Raw genomic sequence first — 19,840 nt, forward strand, 5'->3', positions numbered from 1 at the left:
TTGATCAAAAGTACTAAATTTTAAATGTCTTTATAAAGTCGGCCAACAAAACTGGCACTGGATAATTGTGGACTTTCTCCCATGGGATTCCCCCGGAATTCAGTTCGTCTGTTTCCAAAATCCAAAATCGGGTATGCAAATGCTGGTGTGATAATTTATGGATTATGGGTTCCTTATTGTACAAGGCAACTGTATTGGCAGCATCTTTCAATTTCCCATTAAGGATTTGGGTCAATTCCTTCTGCCCTACCAAATCTTCGGTCTCCAATAGCGGAAATTGATACAGGTTTTGCCAAATACCTTTACCCTGCCGTTGTTCCAAGATTGTTCTTTTATCCTCGTCCAAACAAACCAAATAATTAAAATAACGCTGCCTTACTTTGGTCTTGTTTGTTTTGATTGGCAATTGGAATACCCTGTTTTCTTTTAGGGCCACGCAACTTTCATTCAGTGGGCAACTTCCGCAATCAGGATTCTTGGGAGCACATTGTATGGCTCCAAACTCCATGATCCCTTGATTGTAATCCCGAATGTTCTTGACATCCATAACTTCCCGGGCCAAATCTTTAAAGTATTTGACTCCCTGGGTACTGTTGATGGGCAGATCCACCCCAAAATAGCGCGATAAAACCCGATACACATTGCCATCCACCACAGGTTCGGGAATATCAAAACAAATAGAGGCAATGGCGCTAGCCGTATAATCCCCAACTCCTTTTAGGGCTTTTAACTCTTTATAAGTGTTTGGAAAATTACCCTTATAGTCCTCCACCACCATCTTGGCCGTGGCATGAAGATTTCGAGCTCTGGAATAGTAGCCCAATCCTTGCCATAACTTTAACACTTTTTCCTCCGAAGCACTGGCGAGGTCCTTAACAGTAGGAAAATTTTTCAAAAATTTATGATAGTACGGCATGCCCTGGGCCACCCTGGTCTGTTGCAGCATAATTTCCGAAAGCCAGATTTTATAAGGGTCTGTGGTAGATCTCCACGGTAGATCACGCTTATGGATTTGATACCAATCCAGAATTTTTCGGGAAAAAGACATGCAAGGAAATAATAAGGGTTAAAAGTAGCAGTTTATATACTTAAAATTAAAGGGTTTAAACGAAAGATTAATTTTAATTTTTATATTTGCAAGCCTAAAAAATTAGAAAACAGTAATACGAAATGACGAAAGCAGATATTGTAACTAGAATCTCAGAAAAACTAGGTATAGAAAAAGGAGACGTACAAGCAACAGTGGAATCTTTTATGGAGGAGGTAAAATCGTCCTTGGAGAATGGAGATAATGTTTATTTAAGAGGTTTTGGAAGCTTTATCATCAAGACCAGAGCGGAAAAAACAGGTAGAAACATTTCAAAGAACACTACCATCAAAATTCCTGCCCACAATATTCCTGCCTTCAAACCTGCAAAGGTTTTTGTGGAAGGCGTAAAGAGCAACGTTCAAGTAAAATAAGATAACTAACACAAAAGGAAGAACCATATGCCAAGTGGTAAAAAAAGAAAAAGACATAAGGTAGCTACCCATAAGCGCAAGAAGCGCAGAAGAGCTAACCGACACAAGAAAAAGTAGTTGTTGCAACTACTTTTTCATTTTACACCCATACGTTCTTTGACATAGAGATTCAGAAAAAGAATTTCAATCGGTACAAACCGATTCTACATATTGTTTAATCATCCGCCACGGCGGATAAAAATCGATTCAGGTGAATAGAGAATTAATCGTTAGATCTAGTCCTGATGCAGTCGATTTTGCCTTGTTAAAGGATGGAAAACTTATTGAATTACATAAGGATGAGGATGACAACAACTTTTCTGTTGGTGACATTTTCCTGGCTAAAATCAGAAAGCCCGTCACTGGCTTAAATGCGGCCTTTGTAAACGTGGGTTATGAAAAAGATGCATTCCTGCACTATCATGACCTTGGACCGCAACTGTCCTCCATGCTTAAGTTCATTAAGAAGATTAGAACGGGAAAGCTAAAAGACTATTCCCTCAAAGATTTTCCATTCGAAAAAGATATAGACAAAAATGGCAGTATTAACGATGTTATCAAGGCCAACCAGTCATTATTGGTACAAATTGTAAAAGAACCCATTTCCACCAAAGGACCTCGAATCAGCTCCGAGCTTTCCCTAGCCGGGCGCTATTTGGTCATGGTACCCTTTTCAGACCGGGTTTCCGTGTCACAAAAAATTGGGACCAAGGAAGAAAAGGATAGGCTTATCCGACTTGTAAAGAGTATTAAGCCGAAAGGATTTGGAGTTATTATTCGTACCGTTGCAGAAGGCAAGAAAGTTGCAGAACTAGACAAAGATCTTCAGAATTTGTTGTCCAAATGGACAACCATGTGCAAGAGATTGCAGCGGGCGTCGCATCCATCAAAAGTATTGATAGAGCTCAATAGAGCCTCATCCATTCTCAGGGATGTATTCAATGATTCCTTTACGGGAATCCATGTTGATGATGAGACGCTCCATAATCAAATCAAGGATTATTTGCACGAAATCGCACCTCAAAAAGAATCCATTGTAAAGTATTATTCCGGTTCGGCCCCAATTTTTGAAAAATTTGGGATAGAACGACAGATCAAGACTTCTTTTGGTCGCACAGCCTCCATGAGCAGGGGTGCCTATCTTGTTATAGAACATACCGAAGCGCTTCACGTAATTGATGTGAACAGTGGTAACCGTTCCAACAAGGCCAAGAACCAAGAAGACACTGCCCTAGAGGTAAACCTATTGGCCGCCACAGAAATTGCGCGGCAATTGCGTCTTAGGGATATGGGAGGAATAATTGTAGTGGATTTTATTGATATGACCAAGGGTGATCACAGAAGAAAACTGTTTGATCATCTAAGAGAGGAAATGAAGGATGACCGTGCCAAGCACAAAATCCTACCTCCCAGTAAATTTGGTCTGGTCCAGATTACCCGACAAAGGGTACGACCAGAGGTCAACATCAAAACCAGCGAGGAAAACCCCAATGGTTCAGGCGCAGAAGTAGAAGCTCCCATTGTTTTGATCGACAAAATAAATGTTGATCTAGAACGAATCATGAAAGGTAAGTACAAGGATAATGGTATTATCCTGAACACCCATCCTTTCATCGCTGCCTACCTTAACCAAGGATTCCCATCACAACGTTTCAAATGGTTTTTGGAACACAAAAAATGGGTTAAGATCCAACCAAGGGATGCGTACACATACCTTGAATATCGTTTTAAAGACAAAGACGGTAAAACAATTAGATAACAAAAAGCGACTCCAAAAAGGGGTCGCTTTTTTTTGTTTTAAGGGTTTCGGAACAATATGGTATTTTTGAAAGATAACCTGCACTTTATGAAAACTGTAGCCCTCTTCTTGGGAACATTCCTTTTTTTAGGCTGTTCCAACCCAACACAAAATTTACTTTCGGAAATCCTAACGGAATCTACTTCAATTAAGGGGAACAAGGAATATTTGGAATCTCCATTTGTAACAGCTGGTAACAGGGTCTATATGGTGGGCCATCAAGATGGAAGCTTCCCTGATTTAGGTTGGCATATTAAAGGTGAAATGGGAGGGGTTTGGAACCATCCCATCAAACTAATGGATGGTTTTGACGGAAAGCTCATTTTAGAAAATGACACCTTAGTCCTTAATAATGCATCAAAATTTGTCAACTACCCCTTTGCCAATCTGCACGTTTTTGAATGGCCATCAAAAGACATCGAGGTGGAAAGATGGCAATTTGTCCCTGACAATATGCAGGGGCTGGTCGTCCAATACGTAATTAGAAATAACACGGAAAGTAAACAGAAATCCTCCTTTCAATTCATTGGACATACGGACTTAAGACCTACATGGTTGGGGGAAAAGACTCAAATGATCGATGCCAAGGACTCCTCCAGTTTTGGATCCGGACAATGGGTTGTGAACGATAATGATAACCCTTGGTTCAATATTTTTGGATCCGACCAAATCCCAACAGCCCACGAATCCCTGGACGGAAAAGGAAATGGAAGTTCCAATGCATTAACCTATTCTGTGGCATTGGACGGTAAATCTTCCACTGTTATAAATTTTGTTGTTTCCGGGTCTTATACTTCAAAAGAAGATGCCCAAAAAACCTTTACGTCTATTCAGAAGGATTTCATTTCTATGGCATCGGCCAAAAAAGAGCGCTACCAGCAACTGGCCTCACAAACCAAGCTTAGCATACCGGATAAACGGTTGGAGCAGACGTTTGAATGGCTCAAATACAACTGTGATTGGCTGGTAAGAACCGTTCCCGAAATAGGGACAGGAATCGGGGCGGGGATTCCCGATTATCCGTGGTGGTTTGGGGTGGATAGCGAATATGCCTTGAAAGGATACATGGCCATAGGTCAGGATAAGATAGTGGAAGAAACCATAAAACTACTGGACAGCGTTTCCATGGCTGTAAACGGAAATGGAAAGATTCTTCACGAAATGTCCACCAATGGATTTGTCTTTAACCCGGGCAACATCAATGAGACCCCTCAGTTCGCATCCTTAATCTGGGAAATTTACACTTGGAACGGGGACAAAAAATTCCTGGAGAAGTACTTTCCCACCATCCAAAAAGGACTTGGCTGGCTGCTTGAAGAAAACGACGGCAACAAAAATCTTTTCCCAGATGGTTTTGGGATGATGGAAATACATGGTTTGAACAGTGAAATGATAGATGTGGCCGCTTACACCCAAAGAGCTTTTGATGATGCCGCCAAAATTGCTTCTGAATTGGGCCAAGAAGATGTGGTCAAGGAATACTCTGAATTGGCCATTCAACTCAAGGAAAAAATCAACAATGAACTTTGGTCTGAAGACTTTGGGTCATATGCCGATTTTTTGGGAACCGATGAACAGGCCATTCATCTTATTGAAGATGCCATTATTCGTGCCGACACCCTGAACAAACCCTGGGCCATTGAGGAGCTTGAAGCTACCAAGGCGCAAATTCTTAAAAATCCATCCCCCGTACTAAAACCTTTTGTGCTTCATCATAACTGGGTGGTTAACACCCCCATGGAAATGGGCATAGCCGATTCGGCCAAAGCCATAACCGCCTTGGATACGGCTAAAAAGTTTACCAATCCCTTTGGGGTATTTGTCACTGGGATAGACCGTGACGATTCCGCAGGCAAGGATTTTGGTTCGTTTCAAGGTAGCAAGGTGTTTTCCTATACAGGAGCAGTGATGACCTTGCCCACAGGGGTACAGGCCATAGCCGAGAACAACTATGGAAGACCCGATGAAGCCCTGGACTATCTGGAACGAATGACCAGAACCTTCAGTTACGCCCTCCCAGGAAGCATTTACGAAGTTTCCCCGGACTATGGAATGATGACCCAGGCCTGGAACATCTATTCCTATGCCATTCCCATTGTGCAGCAATTTTTCGGGATTCGGCCCATGGCCAATCAAAAAAGAGTGGTCATAAGACCACAAATGCCGACTGCGTGGGATGAAGGTGCCTCATTGGAAAATGTAAAGATTGTTAACAATACGATTTCCATCCACTACACAGATGATACTATAGAAATACAGCAAACCAATCCAGAATGGGAAATCCAATTGGAGTTGGATAAAGGGAGCTACCTTATAACTGAAGGAGAAGCCTCCACCACAGAAAGCAATCAGTATTCCGTGTTTACCGCAAGCGGAAACAAATTGGTCGTAACCAGAGAATAGGATATATGCCCTTCCCAAATCCACCCCATAAGCACATTTCCGTGCAGGAGGCACTACGAAAAATGGAACATTACTGTGCCTATCAAGATCGTTGTCATAAGGAAGTGATTGACAAGCTTAAAAGCATGCGCATGATTCCCCAGGCCATAGACACCATTATGGCCCATTTGATTCAGGAAAACTATTTAAACGAAGAACGCTTTGCCAAGAGTTTTGCCCGTGGAAAATTCAATATCAAAAAATGGGGTAGAAACAGGATTGTCAATGAGCTAAAAACGCGACAGATTTCAAGGTTCAATATCAAAAGTGCCCTAAAAGAAATTGATGAGGAAGATTATAGGGTTACGCTGGATGAGCTTGCCAAAAAAAGATGGGAGCAGCTACAGGAAGCCAATATTCAAAAGAAAAAGAAAAAAACGGCAGACTACTTATTGTATCGAGGGTGGGAAAGCCATCTGGTATATGAAAAGCTGATGGAGCTTGTAAATCAGGACAATCCCAAAATAGGATAAATCCCTACTTCGGAAACACTACACTATGGGTTCGGGCAATGGCCCTATCATTTTTCCAATCAATCCATTTTTGCCCTTTTAGCCTGCGCATCAAATTGTCAAAATGCCGCATAAACATGATGTTGTAAACCGCTTTTCCAAAATTTCTGGGTTTGCGGGCAATGGCACGAAGACTCATGGAAAATCCAGGAGTAATGTACTTCATGTGGTGCCAATACCCTTCGGGTATATATAGCACATTGCCATGTTCCAAATGGGTAATATGGCCTTTGGCATGCTTTAATGCCGGCCACTTTTCCAAATCTGGGTTTGCAAAATCGATATCCTCCCGGGTAATCAATGAATGCGGAATCTTGTATAAAAACTTGGTCTCTGATTGCGAAAAAAGGATGCACTGTTTTTTTCCCTCAAAATGAAAGTGAAAAATGTTCGCCAAATCAATATCGTAGTGCATAAAGGTATGGGAGTTGCTTCCTCCAAAAAAAAGCATGGGAAGACCCTTCATCAGACGTAATCCAAAATCAGGATATTTAAAATCTTTTTGAAGTGCGGGAACTTCCTTCAAGACATTCCATAAAAAAATCCGATACTTGGTGGGCTCTCTTTTTAACAGGTCAATATAGTCCCGCATCCTCATGCGGGCATGGGGTTCGTTGAACCCTTCATCATGCTTAACGGGCCTATCGTCATAGAGCGGAACGGTTTTCTCTCCGGCAATTTCCTTGATATAGTCCAAGTTCCATTTGGAATGTGCTGGCCAATCCTCAATGAATTGTTCTATAACCACCGGCTTTTGCGGTCGGAAGTATTTCCGAAGAAACTCCTTTTTGGTCAGGGTTTTTTCCCTAGGAATCTGGTCAAGGTTAAGTTCCAAAATTTCAATGATTTTGAAACAGCTAAATTAAGAAAAGGTTTTTAATCTCGGTGCGAAGTTTCATTCTTTGGAAACTAATTTTCCCTTAAGCTTTGCCTCTTCATTCCGGTCAATGGTATGCCCGGGGCGAGACCACTTGGGTTTTTCTCCTTTGGACTCAAACTGGGAATCCTCGGCTTCCACGGTTTTGGGTTGGGAAATTTTGGTAAAAGGTTTCTGCGGATTCAAGCCCAAGAGCTTGAACATTTCCATGTCCTCATTCACATCCGGATTGGGTGTAGTGAGCAATTTATCTCCTGCAAAAATGGAGTTGGCTCCTGCAAAAAAGCACATGGCCTGTCCTTCCCTACTCATATCGGTTCGCCCTGCGGACAAGCGAACTTGGGTCTCGGGCATTACAATTCGGGTGGTAGCTACCATGCGAATCATTTCCCAGATGGAAATAGGCTCAATATCTTCCATGGGCGTACCTTCCACAGCAACCAAGGCATTGATTGGAACAGATTCCGGTTGTGGATTCAAGGAAGCCAAGGCCACAAGCATCCCTGCCCGATCTTCCAACGCTTCTCCCATGCCAATAATTCCACCACTGCAAACCGTCACATTGCTCTTTCGGACGTTGTCTATCGTATCCAAACGGTCCTGGAAAGCCCTAGTGGAAATTACATCCTTATAGTAATCCTCTGAAGTATCCAGATTGTGGTTGTAGGCATACAATCCAGCTTCAGCCAGTCTTTTGGCCTGATTTTCTGTCAACATGCCCAAAGTACAGCACACTTCCATATCCAGTTTGTTGATGGTTCGCACCATTTCCAATACTTGATCAAACTCGGGGCCATCCTTTACGTTTCTCCAAGCGGCACCCATACAAACCCTAGAGCTTCCAGATTGCTTGGCACGAAGTGCCTGGGCCTTTACCTGCTGCACACTCATCAAATCGTTCCCTTCAATATCGGTATGATATCTGGCGGCCTGCGGGCAATACCCGCAATCCTCCGGACAACCACCCGTCTTAATTGACAAGAGGGTAGAAACCTGTACGGTATTTGGATCATGATGTTGTCTGTGGATGGTAGCTGCGTCGTACAACAATTCCATAAGGGGTTTGTTGTACACGTTAAGAATCTCTTCCTTGGTCCAGTCGTGTCTTGGTGCAATCATGGGTTGAGTATAATTCAGGGTCAAAAATAGCCCTTATTCCTTTAAACGTACAATGATATGGCGTTAAAAAGAAAAGGCCATGACAAAAGTCATGGCTGCAAACTACGCCTTGTCCAGTAGAATACTTACCGCATTCCCTCCAAAGCCTACGGCATTTACCATCACATTTTTGATGGCTTTCGACTTCGGTTCTTGACTAAAAAAAGGAGTTGTAATGTAGGTTTGGTGCTGTAACATGAGCAGGGCCAACTCAACGCTTAAAAGTCCTGATGCACCAAAGGTGTGACCTACTTTCCATTTATTGGTTGTTAAAAACGGAATTTTGTTACAAAAAACTTTTTCTATGGCCTTGTATTCTGACAAATCCCCCTTTACGGTGCCGGGTGCATGCATCACAATGGCATCCACTTCGGATGGATCTAGATCGTCCAAGGCCATTTTCATGGAATCCTGGAAGCACCGGGCATCAGCGGAAATGGAAACGTTATGCTCTAAGGGTTCGGTGGCATATCCGACCCCAATAATGTAGCCCATCGCATTTGCTTTCTTACCTCTTTCCAAACAAGCCATGGCCGCACCTTCTCCCAATACCATAAAATTTTGTTTCTTCTCCAAATCCATGGCCCGAGAAGGGTATTGTATTTTTTGGGTTCCTCTCGACTGCGCTCGAGGTGACATATTAGCGTATATTTTCAAGGCCTGCATCTGGGCAATGGTAAATGGGGTCAATGGTGCCTCGCTACCACCGACCAAGAATTTGTCGGTCAAACCACTCTGTAGCCAAGCCACAGCATTTAACACTGCATGCAAGGCCGTTGAACAGGTTATGGAATGGGATATAGCCGGGCCTTTTGATTTTAAATCATGGGCCACCCAAGATGAAATGTTTCCCAAAGTAGTGGTCGGGGAAGACAAGGTGGATGATTTCCCCTCTTTCAAGTAGGCTTCATGATACTTTTCAAACAAGCCAGTAGCCCCTCTAGAGGATCCAATGTTAACTCCAAAGTTGGCAGTGGCATCCCAACCTGATTGTTCCATGACCCTTCTGGCCGCCAAAAGGGCAAAAAGTACCGAGTGATCCAGCTGTTCGTATTTGGAATCGGATTGCCTTAAGGCAATAACCTCAGCCTTCAAAGATTCGGGAAGATAGGAGGCCCAAACTTCTTGGTCACCAATATAAGCATGGGTTAGTTTATGATCCTCTTCTTGATAAGAATTCCATATTTCTGGCATGGAGCTTCCCAATGCTGAAATAGAAGATATGGCGGTAATGGAAATGGGTTGCTTCAACATTTTTGATTGGCTATACAATTTCCAGAGCTGATTTTATCGTATCGTAAATCTTGTTCATTTGCTCCTTAGAAATTATAAAAGGTGCTAGGATATAAATGGTATTCCCCAAAGGCCTAAGAAAAACCCCTTCATCCATAAAATGTTTGAACAATTTGTCCCTTAGATTCCCGTAGCGCTCCATCTTAATATCCAAATCCAACGCATAAATTACTCCAAGCTGTCTGGTATGGGCAACTTTGGGGTGGTGCTTGATCTCCGCATCAAATGCTTTATGCCATTGGATAATGTTTTGGATATTTTCCTGAATTTCCTCGGTTTGCAATAGCTCAACCGCCGCCAAGGCAGCAGTACAGGCCAAAGGGTTTGCTGTATAGGTATGTCCATGGAAGAGTCCCTTGGTTATATCATCACTATAAAAAGCTTGATACACTTCTTGGGTGCAGGTAGTCAATCCCATGGGAACGAGACCTGCGGTCAACGCTTTGGACAAGCAGATGATATCCGGTTTGGTTTCCAAATAATCCGAAGCGAAGTGTTTCCCTGTTTTACCAAATCCCGTCATAACCTCATCGGCAACAGTGAGTACCCCATGTTTTTTCAAAAGTGCCAATACCCGGTCAAGTCCGTCAGCATTGTGCATTTTCATTGCTGCGGCACCTTGAACCAAAGGCTCGTAAATAAATCCAGCAATGTTGTTATTTTTCAATTTGCTTTCCAACTCCGCCAACAAAGGTTCGATGTTGTCTTGCGTTGGAACGGGAATACGATCCACTTCTATAAAGAAATCCTCAAAAGGGCCATTGTAAACAGATAAGCCTGAAACAGACATCGCCCCAAAAGTATCCCCATGGAAACCTTCCTCAAAAGCCAACAGGACATTGCGTTTTTCGCCTCGATTAAAGTGGTATTGCAAGGCCATTTTAATCCCAATTTCCGTAGCCGTGGATCCATTGTCCGAGAAAAAGAGTTTTTCTTGGTTGGCTGGTAATATCTTGATTAGTTCTTCTGAAAGTTTTACCGCCGGTTCATGGGTAAATCCACTAAAAACCACTTGATCCAACTGCTGCATTTGGTTCCCCACCTTTTCCAGAATATACGGATGACAGTGGCCATACATACAAGTATACCAAGAGGAAATGCCATCTATGTATTCCTTGCCTTCCTCATCAAAAAGTAACACGCCTTTGGCCTTGGAAATGGCCAACATTTCTGAATGGGTCTTATGCTGTGTGAGTGGGTGCCAAAGATGTTTTTTGTCCCGATCCGATAACTTTTCCAATGCTGTGGGATTAGTCAAACGCTTCAATTTATATATCTTGCAAAGATGGTAATTAAAACCTAAAAAACACCAACCACACCGTGCTTAAGAAAGCTATTGGATTTCTTGATTCCCTAAACAGCAGATTAGACTGGAAAACGGTATTTTTTGTGTTGTTCTTGGTTGCGTTATTTATACGATTTCCTTTCTTTTTTAGGGACTATGTGGATCGGGATGAGAGCACTTTTATTATCATGGCGCAATCCTGGGTAGATGGTCATTTACCCTATACCCAGCTTTGGGATTTAAAACCTCCTGTTACCTTTTTGTTTTTTGCTGGGATTATTGCTGTATTTGGGAAGAGTTTTATTGCCATCCGCTTGTTTGGAACGCTCTTGGTTGCGCTTACCGCACTTTTCACCTATGGTATGGCAACACGAATTACTTCCAAGAAAGTGGGCTTTTGGTGCGCCATCTTTACCGTCTTCTTCTTGAGTCTTTTTGGTAGTTTACAAGGCGTCATGTCCGAGCATATATGCACGTTTTTTTTTGTGATGGCACTTTATTTACTGCTTGCCAAGAATGGGCCAGGGTGGCATTTGGTTATTGGGCTTCTCCTTGGATTTTCGGTAATGTCCAAACTGAATATGGCCTACCCCATGCTGACCCTTGGTATCTACTTGCTGTGGACCGCGTTTAAGGGGCAACATTTCTGGAAAGATTTGCAACATCTAATCTGGATGGGTATCGGATTTGGTTTATTGGTAACCTTAACTGCTGTTCCTTATTATCTTCAAGGGGAACTAACTACATGGTGGGAGTCCATTTTTGAAGCTCCTTTGGCCTATTCGCAATCCAAGTTTCATTCCATAGGCAAAGCACTGCCTGTGGTTCTGGGTACCCTTCTCTTACTTGGTTTGGGCACTGGTAAAAAGCTTATCGATATAAAATCCAAGGAAATCCAAGTATTGCTGTTGGTTATTTTAGGCGTCCTTATTTCATTTATGCAAACCGGGAAGGTCAACGGGCATTATCTAATACAGCTGTATCCCTTTATACTTATTCTGGTTGCCATTGCTGTGAGTAAATTACCGCCTTTGAAAAAAAATCTCCAAATCGTTGCGGGAGTTCTGCTTGTATTGATCCCGATGGAGGCTTATCTGGAGTACGCCAATGTTATCAACAATAAAATGGAAAAAGGTTCCTTTTTTAATGGGGAGGGAATAGACGTCCCCAACTATATCATTGAGAACAAGCTAGAGACCGAGAACATCTTCTTTACGGAATATCATATTGGGTATTGGGTTTTGGGGGAAGCCCCGCCAACCAAGGCTGCGACCCACCCTAGCAATATAACCAGGGACAAGCTATTTCCATTTATGGACAACCCAAGAACAACAGGCATGGAGGAACTTCGTTACATCATGGAGGAAATTAAGCCTAAAACCTTGGTGACGAGAAAGCGCGAAACCATTTTTGACAAAAAACTATTGGAATTCAACGCCTATATCGATGCCTATCTAGCCCAGCACTATAAACTGGTGAAAACCATTGGCCGTGGATTAATCTATCAGCGGTTAGAATGATTCCAGGGCATGCTTGAATTTAGCCGCATAATTTCTTACCATTTCCTTATTAAACCCCTGTTCTTCATTAATTCTTCCAAGGAAGGTGACCCCTGTTTTTTTTAGTATGATACTTTCGGTAGTGGGATGCTCATCCCCACTAAAAATAATTCCAATCCGCAGCTTTTTTTCCTGTAGTTTTTCAATGGTTAAAAGGGAATGGTTAATACTTCCCAAGTAATGCCGGGAGACCACAATCACCTTGTCCTCGGGAGAGATCAAATCAAAAATGGTATCCTTATCATTTAGTGGAACCAATAGTCCTCCAGCACCTTCAACCACCAGTCTGTTTTGGGTTTTGGGAGGCACTATCAGATCCAATTCTATCTGAATCCCATCAATTTCTGCGGCAGCATGCGGACTCATCGGAGTCCGCAACGCATAGCTATTCTGATGAATCTTGGAATTGGGATTGGAAATCAATTCTTGGACTTTATGACTGTCGGAATAATCCAAATCTCCAGCCTGTACAGGCTTCCAGTAATCGGCCTCCAAGGCTTCCACCACAATGGCCGAAACAATGGTCTTACCTACTTCGGTAGATGTACCGGTAATAAAATAGCTCATGATTCAGGTTTTGTAATAAAGTTGCAACTTGTACATCTATATTTCTTGGGCTCAAAGAAGGGGAAAAGTTTGTAAAAAATACTGCTTCTGGAATAATAAATTTCTGATCGCTCCGCCTTGCAGTTTGGACAAACAATAGGTTTACCCTCCATATCGGTAGCATAGTTTCGTACTTCATCAAATATGCGTTTGGCCCTTTCCATATCCGTGGTATACACTTGCAGTTTAACCCCGCCTATGGCACTACTGATCAAAGGATCGGAATTTATGGTATTCTCGTCCCTCAAAAACACCTGAATGCCCTCAGCTTCCAGCTTGCCCTTGATAATTTGGACATCCGCTGGAAATTCAAAGCTTCCCAAAGTAAAAAACTCTTGTTTCATCGGCTCCTGTATTTTTTGATTTCCCCTAAAACCCTGCTCATTTCCGCTTCGGTATTGAAGGCATGCAAACAGAATCTCAGTCGTTCCTCTCCCAACTTGACGGTTGGCGAAAGAATGGGTTTGACATCAAAACCCGCTTCTTGCAAATGACCCGCCATCATCTTAGCCTGTTGGTTTCCAGAAACAATGAGACAATGCACCGCGGAATCGCTTTCAACAAAATCTCCTTCCAACCCCTCTTCACGAATCAGCTCCTTAAAATACTTGATATTTTTCTTTAGGCTTTTTACGCGGTCTGCCCCTTTTGTCTCCAAAAATTGGTATGAGGCCAAAATCCCGGCTACGGAATGTGATGAAAGTGCAGTGGTATAAATCAAACTTCGTGCAAAATTTACCAAATAGGATTTCAAATCCTTACTGCCCAAAATAGCAGCCCCATGAGAACCCATGGCCTTTCCAAAGGTGATCACCCTTGCAAAAATTTCGTCCTGAAGTCCCAATTCGCAAACCAAATCCCTTCCATCTCCATAAATCCCTGTTGCGTGGGCTTCATCAACAATAAGATGTGCATTGAATTCTTTGGACAATTGAACCAGCCTTTTCAGATCTGGCGAATCCCCGTCCATTGAAAAAACAGACTCGGTGACGATGTAGATTTCGATTTCAAGACTTCTCGACTGCCCTCGAAGTGACATCTCAAGCTTGCTTTGTAAATCCTGAATATCCTTATGGGAAAACTTATAGCTCTTTGCATTGCCCATTTTGATTCCATCCCGAATGCTAGCATGTATTAGTTCGTCATAAAAAACCAAATCCCCACGTTGGGGAACTGATGAAAACAGTCCAAGGTTGGCGTCGTATCCCGAATTAAAGACCAATGCTGCGTCTGCTTGGTGGTGCTGGGCCAAAAAAGACTCCAGTTTGGGGTATAACGCATGATTCCCTGAAAGCAATCTGGAGCCACCAGCTCCATGCCTCTGTTTCCCATTTTCCTTAAGTAGATCCCCGGTCATTTCGCTTATCTTCCTTTCCCGAGCAAAACCCAAGTAATCATTGGAGGAAAAATCAACTCTATCCGTCTCCTCGGGCAAGTTTCTCAAGGACTGATTTGCCGAACGTTCCGCAAGTTTGGATTCCAATTTTGATGGCAGTTTCCCCATGCCCCAAATTTAGTGTTTACTCTCTTTAAATGATTAAATTAGTTGCTTTCTAATAGCAATCCTATGAGGCTACTTTTCTCCCTAATTTCCCTACTTGCGGTTTTACCCTTACTAGGTCAAACCAATACCTATTCCATTTCTTTTGAAAATGCTGTACATCATGAAGCTTTAATTACAGCTACTTTTCCTGACTTGAAATCCGACACGCTTGCCTTAAGAATGAGTCGTACATCCCCTGGACGATACGCACTTCATGAGTTTGCCAAAAATGTATACGATTTTAAGGCCACTGATGGCAAAGGAAATCCGTTGGTTGTAGTACGGCCAAATCCATATGAATGGAAGGTCTCCGGTCATGACGGCACCATTGAAATAAGCTATATCCTGTTTGCGAATCGTGGGGACGGCACCTATTCCCAAATAGACGAAACACATGCCCATTTAAATATTCCGGCCACTTTTATGTATGCTCCTGCCTTACAGGAACGGAAAATTGAGGTGAACTTTGATGTTAGGGAAGATTTGGGTTGGAAAATAGCTACCCAATTGCCATTGGTTTCTGGAACCACCCACTATGCTCCCAATTTATACTACTTTATGGACAGCCCTACCGAAATCAGCAATTTTACACTTAAATCTTTTGATATGGACGGGCAGACGATACAGATGGCATTGCACCACAACGGGACTGAGGAGGAGGCTGACACCTACTTTGAAAAGGTGAAAAAAACGGTTTTGGAGCAAAAGGAAGTATATGGGGAACTTCCCAAATTTGATTATGGAACCTATACCTTTCTGGCTTGCTATATTCCAAACGCTTCTGGAGATGGAATGGAGCATAGAAATTCTACCATTCTCACCAGTACACGCAGTTTGGCAGAAGGGGGAATGGAACGCAATATTGGCACGGTTTCCCATGAGTTTTTTCATGCCTGGAATGTGGAGCGAATTCGGCCAAAAAGTCTGGAACCCTTCAACTTTGAGGCAGCCAATATGAGCGGAGAACTTTGGTTTGCCGAGGGCTTTACCAGCTATTATACCAATTTAATCTTGTGTAGAGCTGACTTAATTTCTCCAAAGGAATATGTAGAGGGCCTTACGGGTACCTTCAATTATGTTTGGACATCCCCGGCTAGGCGATTCTTTAATCCCATAGAGATGAGTTATCAAGCTCCCTTTGTGGATGCGGCAACATCCGTGGACCCCGTTAACCGGGAAAACACCTTTATTTCTTATTATTCCTATGGTAGTGTTTTAGGCTTGGCCTTGGATTTATCACTGCGCCAAAATGGACTTACCTTGGACGATTATATGAAATTGGTGTGGGAGAAATTCGGGAAAAGGGAAATTCCCTATACCATAACAAATCTTCATGAAACGCTCAATCAATATGCGGGAAAAGCGTTTGGAGACCGCTTCTTTGAGGCCTACATATACAAGAGCGGAATGCCCAATTACAAGGCTCTTCTGCAACTTGCTGGCGTAAATTTGGCCCAAAAAGGGGAGCAACCCCATTTTGGTTCCTTTGTTTCTATGGGCACAGATGGAGCAAGTGTTATGCGCAACCCGGCTATTGGATCTCCAGCATACAAAGCGGGTTTGGCCAAAGGAGATGTTATTCTAAATATCAATGCCATTCCCTTCGCAGAAGGACAAAATTTCAGTACCTATCTGCAACAGTTTGAGATGGGAAAACCACTTCACGTAAACTACAGCCGTTATGGGACTAAAAAATCTACAACCATAGTCCTGACCCCCAGCCCTTCCTATTCCATCAAGCTTATGGAAGATATGGAGGGAACACCTTCCGAGGAAATGATGGCCTTCCGAAAATCTTGGCTCAAAACGGAATAAATGGTTCGATATACGCAGGCATCTAGTGATAATCATCTGGAACAAATCCTTGAACTCCAGCAGCAGAACCTTCCCAAAAATCTATCGGCAGATGAACTGAAAAATGAAGGTTTTTTAACGGTGGAACATTCCTTTTCCGTTTTAAAGGAGATGAATGACGAATGTGGGCACATCATCGCATTGGACAATGAAAATGTGGTAGCCTATGCCCTTTGTATGCATCCTAAATTTTCCGAGAGTATTGAGGTGTTAAAACCCATGTTCCATGAAATTAATCTAGCGATTGGCGGAAGCCAAAACTATATGGTGATGGGGCAAATCTGTGTTGCCAAAAGTCATAGGGGTCAAGGGGTTTTTCGGAAGTTGTATGAAACCATGAAAGAAAAACTTCCCATGGGAATGGATACGATAATTACCGAGGTGGATGCAAAGAATCAACGTTCCCTAAATGCGCATCTTGCCATCGGATTCTCCGAGCTCAAAAGATACCGGGGAGATGACGGTAAAGATTGGGTTTTAATTGTTTTATGATAATTTTTTATTGTTTATCGATAATTTTATATATGTTTGTTATCGTTAAACGATAATAACATGAAAAACAAGTCCAATTATCTGAAAGTATTCGGTCCCAATTCCATATCAAAATATTTGTTCTATTTGTTTCGGGCAATTTCGGTTGGGCTTTTACTTTTTATCATTTATATAGATTTATCCTTCTTCCTGGGCACCGCAGAAATAATCAATGGTCGGTATTATATCTCACTTCCCATTCTAGGGGTCATTGCTAAAGGAGATTATCAAACCAATATTATTATCACCATTACCCTGGGATTGCTTTATGGCACCATATTTTTCTATGTATTATCCAATATATTTAAAGCGTTTGTTTCGGAAACAGTTTTTACCGAATCGGCTATAAGGCACTTAAGGTATTTTTCTTTTTTGAACTTGGTTATTGGGCCTTTGTTATATATAATGACCCACTTCATCATTATGCAACATTCTGATTATCGCGACATTCATAATCCCATTTTAAATATCATATTTGGTGCCACCGCATTATTCATAGTTCATATATTTAAGAAAGGATACGCTATCCAATCCGATAACGACCTAACCATTTAGTTATGCCTATTCTCATAAACTTGGATGTTATGTTGTCCAAACGGAAAATGAAAAGCAATGAACTTGCCGAAAAAATTGGGATTACCACAGCCAACCTGTCCATTCTTAAAACTGGAAAGGCCAAGGCCATAAGATTTACGACTTTGGAAGCTATTTGTAAGGAGTTGGATTGCCAGCCAGCGGATATTTTGGAGTTTAAGGAATAAAATAGCACTGACTGAAGTCAGGTTAAGCGTAAATGAAACCCGTTAAATTTCAATCCTTCAAGACTTCTCTACCCCGATCGAAGTGACATTCAGATAATTTGACAAAAAAAGCCACTTCAAAGAGTGGCCTTTCCAATACTATTTTTAAGAGGGAAATTAGTCCGCTAAAACAATAACCTTATTGTCCTTCATTTCAATGGTGCCACTGGTTATGGACAAAACTGTCTCTCCATTGGCTCCTTTTGAAAATTTACCCTGAAATTCCTCTTCTATCTGAATGTCACCTTGTACTTTCACATCACCTTCTTGTAACAAGGAAACTATAGGTGCGTGGTTCTGCAACATTTGAAATTCTCCATTAATACCAGGAACAGTAACCGAGGTTACTTCTCCGGCAAACAAAGTGGCTTCTGGTGATACGATTTCTAAATACATTTTTTATTGTCATTCCCGTAAAAATGGGAATCTTTTATAATTAATAATGCTTCGACTGCGCTCAGCACTCACTTTGGCTACGCCTCGGCAAGCATTTTCTCACCAGCTTCAATGGCATCCTGGATGCTTCCCTTAAGGTTGAAGGCTGATTCTGGCAAGTGATCCAACTCACCATCCATGATCATGTTGAAGCCTTTGATGGTATCCTTAATATCTACCAATACACCGGGGATACCTGTAAACTGCTCGGCCACGTGGAAAGGTTGGGAAAGGAAACGTTGTACCCTTCTTGCTCTACCCACAGCCAATTTATCCTCTTCGGAAAGTTCTTCCATACCAAGAATGGCAATAATATCCTGAAGCTCTTTATAACGTTGCAACAACTCCTTAACACGTTGTGCACATTCGTAATGATCTTTTCCTAAAATCTCGGGAGTCAAAATCCTTGAAGTGGAATCCAATGGATCCACAGCAGGATAAATACCCAACTCAGCAATTTTACGGGAAAGTACCGTAGTTGCATCCAAGTGGGCAAAGGTAGTTGCAGGGGCCGGATCCGTCAAGTCATCCGCAGGTACGTAAACCGCCTGTACCGATGTAATAGATCCTCTTTTTGTAGAGGTAATTCGTTCCTGCATAGCACCCATCTCTGTTGCCAAGGTAGGTTGGTAACCCACGGCAGAAGGCATACGACCCAATAGGGCAGATACCTCTGAACCAGCTTGAGTAAAACGGAAAATGTTATCTACGAAGAAAAGTACGTCCTTTCCTTGTCCATCTCCAGCACCATCACGGAAATATTCTGCAATTGTCAATCCGGAAAGGGCCACCCTTGCACGTGCTCCGGGAGGCTCGTTCATCTGTCCAAACACGAAAGTTGCCTTGGACTCCTTCATGGCTTTTTTATCTACTTTGGATAAATCCCATCCCCCTTCTTCCATGGAGTGCAAGAAATCATCACCGTACTTGATAATTCCGGATTCCAACATCTCACGAAGCAAATCGTTTCCTTCACGAGTTCTTTCACCCACACCGGCAAATACAGAAAGACCACCGTGTCCTTTTGCAATGTTGTTGATCAATTCCTGGATCAATACGGTCTTACCAACACCAGCACCCCCGAACAATCCAATCTTACCTCCTTTGGCATAAGGCTCAATCAAGTCAATTACCTTGATACCTGTAAAAAGTACTTCAGTAGAAGTGGAAAGGTCCTCAAATTTTGGAGCTTCCCTGTGAATTGGAAGTCCATTGTCTCCTTCTTTGGGAAGGTTTTCCAAACCATCAATAGCGTCGCCAATTACATTGAAAAGTCTACCGTACACATCCTCACCAATTGGCATTTGGATTGCATTTCCAGTAGCATGGGCATCAACACCTCGGCTTAAACCATCTGTTGAATCCATGGAAATGGTACGAACCGTATTTTCCCCGATATGTGACTGCACCTCAAGCACCAACTTGGTACCGTCAGCTTTATCGATTTCCAAGGAATCGTATATTTTTGGAATCTCTGTGCCTGATTCAAACTCAACGTCAATGACGGGGCCAATAATTTGGGCAACCTTACCTGTAACTTTAGACATTATTGTGTTTATTTTTAATTGAATACGATGGAAAAAACTGCTTTTTTTCCGGCTGCAAAGATATACTATTACATTTTAATGAAAAACTTAAAAACGGCTT

19 protein-coding genes are annotated in these 19,840 nt (G+C 42.3%); 9 read left to right on the forward strand and 10 right to left on the reverse strand.

Going from position 1 to position 19,840, the window contains the following annotated elements; translation table 11 throughout:
• Nucleotides 1-13: 13 nt before the first annotated feature.
• On the reverse strand, nucleotides 14-1,048 hold the full coding sequence (mutY, locus tag ACO6S0_RS15965; RefSeq protein ID WP_422349311.1) for an A/G-specific adenine glycosylase: 1,035 nt from the start codon (nucleotides 1,046-1,048) through the stop codon (nucleotides 14-16).
• Nucleotides 1,049-1,170: 122 nt separating this feature from the next.
• On the opposite strand from mutY, the gene ACO6S0_RS15970 reads away from it, so the two are divergent.
• The 4 genes from ACO6S0_RS15970 (at nucleotide 1,171) to ACO6S0_RS15985 (ending at nucleotide 6,213) form a co-directional block, all read left to right on the forward strand.
• Nucleotides 1,171-1,461, forward strand: a complete 291-nt coding sequence (locus ACO6S0_RS15970; protein WP_036380395.1) for an HU family DNA-binding protein — start codon at nucleotides 1,171-1,173, stop codon at nucleotides 1,459-1,461.
• A gap of 250 nt (nucleotides 1,462-1,711) precedes the next feature.
• Complete coding sequence (locus ACO6S0_RS15975; protein ID WP_422349312.1) at nucleotides 1,712-3,259, forward strand: Rne/Rng family ribonuclease; 1,548 nt, start codon at nucleotides 1,712-1,714, stop codon at nucleotides 3,257-3,259.
• Between the two features lie 87 nt (nucleotides 3,260-3,346).
• Nucleotides 3,347-5,701, forward strand: a complete 2,355-nt coding sequence (locus tag ACO6S0_RS15980; protein WP_422349313.1) for a glycogen debranching protein — start codon at nucleotides 3,347-3,349, stop codon at nucleotides 5,699-5,701.
• A 5-nt stretch (nucleotides 5,702-5,706) separates the two neighbouring features.
• Nucleotides 5,707-6,213: a regulatory protein RecX gene (locus ACO6S0_RS15985; RefSeq protein WP_422349314.1), complete on the forward strand. Its 507-nt coding sequence runs from the start codon at nucleotides 5,707-5,709 to the stop codon at nucleotides 6,211-6,213.
• 4 nt (nucleotides 6,214-6,217) lie between these two features.
• On the opposite strand, the gene ACO6S0_RS15990 is transcribed toward ACO6S0_RS15985, so the two are convergent.
• The 4 genes from ACO6S0_RS15990 to bioA all read right to left on the reverse strand — a co-directional run bounded on the left by ACO6S0_RS15990 (nucleotide 6,218) and on the right by bioA (nucleotide 10,847).
• Nucleotides 6,218-7,087 carry a cupin-like domain-containing protein gene (locus tag ACO6S0_RS15990; RefSeq protein WP_422349315.1) on the reverse strand — a complete coding sequence of 290 codons (870 nt, stop codon included), beginning with the start codon at nucleotides 7,085-7,087 and terminating at the stop codon, nucleotides 6,218-6,220.
• A gap of 60 nt (nucleotides 7,088-7,147) precedes the next feature.
• Nucleotides 7,148-8,248 carry a biotin synthase BioB gene (bioB, locus tag ACO6S0_RS15995; RefSeq protein WP_422349316.1) on the reverse strand — a complete coding sequence of 367 codons (1,101 nt, stop codon included), beginning with the start codon at nucleotides 8,246-8,248 and terminating at the stop codon, nucleotides 7,148-7,150.
• 102 nt (nucleotides 8,249-8,350) lie between these two features.
• Entirely contained in the window at nucleotides 8,351-9,541 is a 1,191-nt protein-coding gene (locus tag ACO6S0_RS16000) for a beta-ketoacyl synthase N-terminal-like domain-containing protein (protein ID WP_422349317.1), read from the reverse strand.
• 10 nt (nucleotides 9,542-9,551) lie between these two features.
• Nucleotides 9,552-10,847: an adenosylmethionine--8-amino-7-oxononanoate transaminase gene (gene bioA / locus ACO6S0_RS16005; RefSeq protein WP_422349318.1), complete on the reverse strand. Its 1,296-nt coding sequence runs from the start codon at nucleotides 10,845-10,847 to the stop codon at nucleotides 9,552-9,554.
• 53 nt (nucleotides 10,848-10,900) lie between these two features.
• On the opposite strand from bioA, the gene ACO6S0_RS16010 reads away from it, so the two are divergent.
• Nucleotides 10,901-12,385, forward strand: coding sequence for an ArnT family glycosyltransferase (locus ACO6S0_RS16010; protein WP_422349319.1), 1,485 nt, complete (start codon nucleotides 10,901-10,903; stop codon nucleotides 12,383-12,385).
• Here the strand turns inward: ACO6S0_RS16010 and bioD are convergent.
• Genes bioD through ACO6S0_RS16025 form a run of 3 tightly spaced genes read right to left on the reverse strand, consistent with a single transcriptional unit; the run spans nucleotide 12,377 to nucleotide 14,534 of the window.
• Complete coding sequence (gene bioD, locus ACO6S0_RS16015) at nucleotides 12,377-12,991, reverse strand: dethiobiotin synthase (protein WP_422349320.1); 615 nt, start codon at nucleotides 12,989-12,991, stop codon at nucleotides 12,377-12,379. The two genes, ACO6S0_RS16010 and bioD, sit on opposite strands and share 9 nt — an antisense overlap.
• Nucleotides 12,988-13,374 (reverse strand): DUF2007 domain-containing protein, encoded by a 387-nt coding sequence (locus ACO6S0_RS16020; protein WP_422349321.1) that lies wholly within the window; start codon nucleotides 13,372-13,374, stop codon nucleotides 12,988-12,990. The genes bioD and ACO6S0_RS16020 overlap by 4 nt, the downstream gene beginning before the upstream one ends.
• A complete protein-coding gene (locus ACO6S0_RS16025; protein ID WP_422349322.1) occupies nucleotides 13,371-14,534 on the reverse strand; it encodes an aminotransferase class I/II-fold pyridoxal phosphate-dependent enzyme in 1,164 nt (387 codons plus the stop codon). Before ACO6S0_RS16025 ends, ACO6S0_RS16020 begins: the two co-directional genes overlap by 4 nt.
• Nucleotides 14,535-14,597: 63 nt before the next feature.
• Between ACO6S0_RS16025 and ACO6S0_RS16030 the strand changes: the two genes are divergently transcribed.
• From ACO6S0_RS16030 to ACO6S0_RS16045, 4 genes are read left to right on the forward strand one after another with little or no spacing between them, the layout of a single operon-like run.
• Nucleotides 14,598-16,388 (forward strand): M61 family metallopeptidase, encoded by a 1,791-nt coding sequence (locus ACO6S0_RS16030; RefSeq protein WP_422349323.1) that lies wholly within the window; start codon nucleotides 14,598-14,600, stop codon nucleotides 16,386-16,388.
• Complete coding sequence (locus tag ACO6S0_RS16035) at nucleotides 16,389-16,919, forward strand: GNAT family N-acetyltransferase (RefSeq protein WP_422349324.1); 531 nt, start codon at nucleotides 16,389-16,391, stop codon at nucleotides 16,917-16,919.
• A gap of 60 nt (nucleotides 16,920-16,979) precedes the next feature.
• Nucleotides 16,980-17,513: a DUF2975 domain-containing protein gene (locus ACO6S0_RS16040; protein ID WP_422349325.1), complete on the forward strand. Its 534-nt coding sequence runs from the start codon at nucleotides 16,980-16,982 to the stop codon at nucleotides 17,511-17,513.
• A 2-nt stretch (nucleotides 17,514-17,515) separates the two neighbouring features.
• Nucleotides 17,516-17,719, forward strand: a complete 204-nt coding sequence (locus ACO6S0_RS16045) for a helix-turn-helix domain-containing protein (protein ID WP_422349326.1) — start codon at nucleotides 17,516-17,518, stop codon at nucleotides 17,717-17,719.
• Nucleotides 17,720-17,875: 156 nt separating this feature from the next.
• On the opposite strand, the gene ACO6S0_RS16050 is transcribed toward ACO6S0_RS16045, so the two are convergent.
• Entirely contained in the window at nucleotides 17,876-18,154 is a 279-nt protein-coding gene (locus ACO6S0_RS16050) for a F0F1 ATP synthase subunit epsilon (protein WP_420401140.1), read from the reverse strand.
• 77 nt (nucleotides 18,155-18,231) lie between these two features.
• Nucleotides 18,232-19,740: a F0F1 ATP synthase subunit beta gene (gene atpD / locus ACO6S0_RS16055; protein ID WP_420401141.1), complete on the reverse strand. Its 1,509-nt coding sequence runs from the start codon at nucleotides 19,738-19,740 to the stop codon at nucleotides 18,232-18,234.
• Nucleotides 19,741-19,840: the final 100 nt, after the last annotated feature.

It is taken from the genome of Flagellimonas sp. (genome assembly GCF_965233845.1).
In the GTDB taxonomy this organism is placed as follows: domain Bacteria; phylum Bacteroidota; class Bacteroidia; order Flavobacteriales; family Flavobacteriaceae; genus Flagellimonas.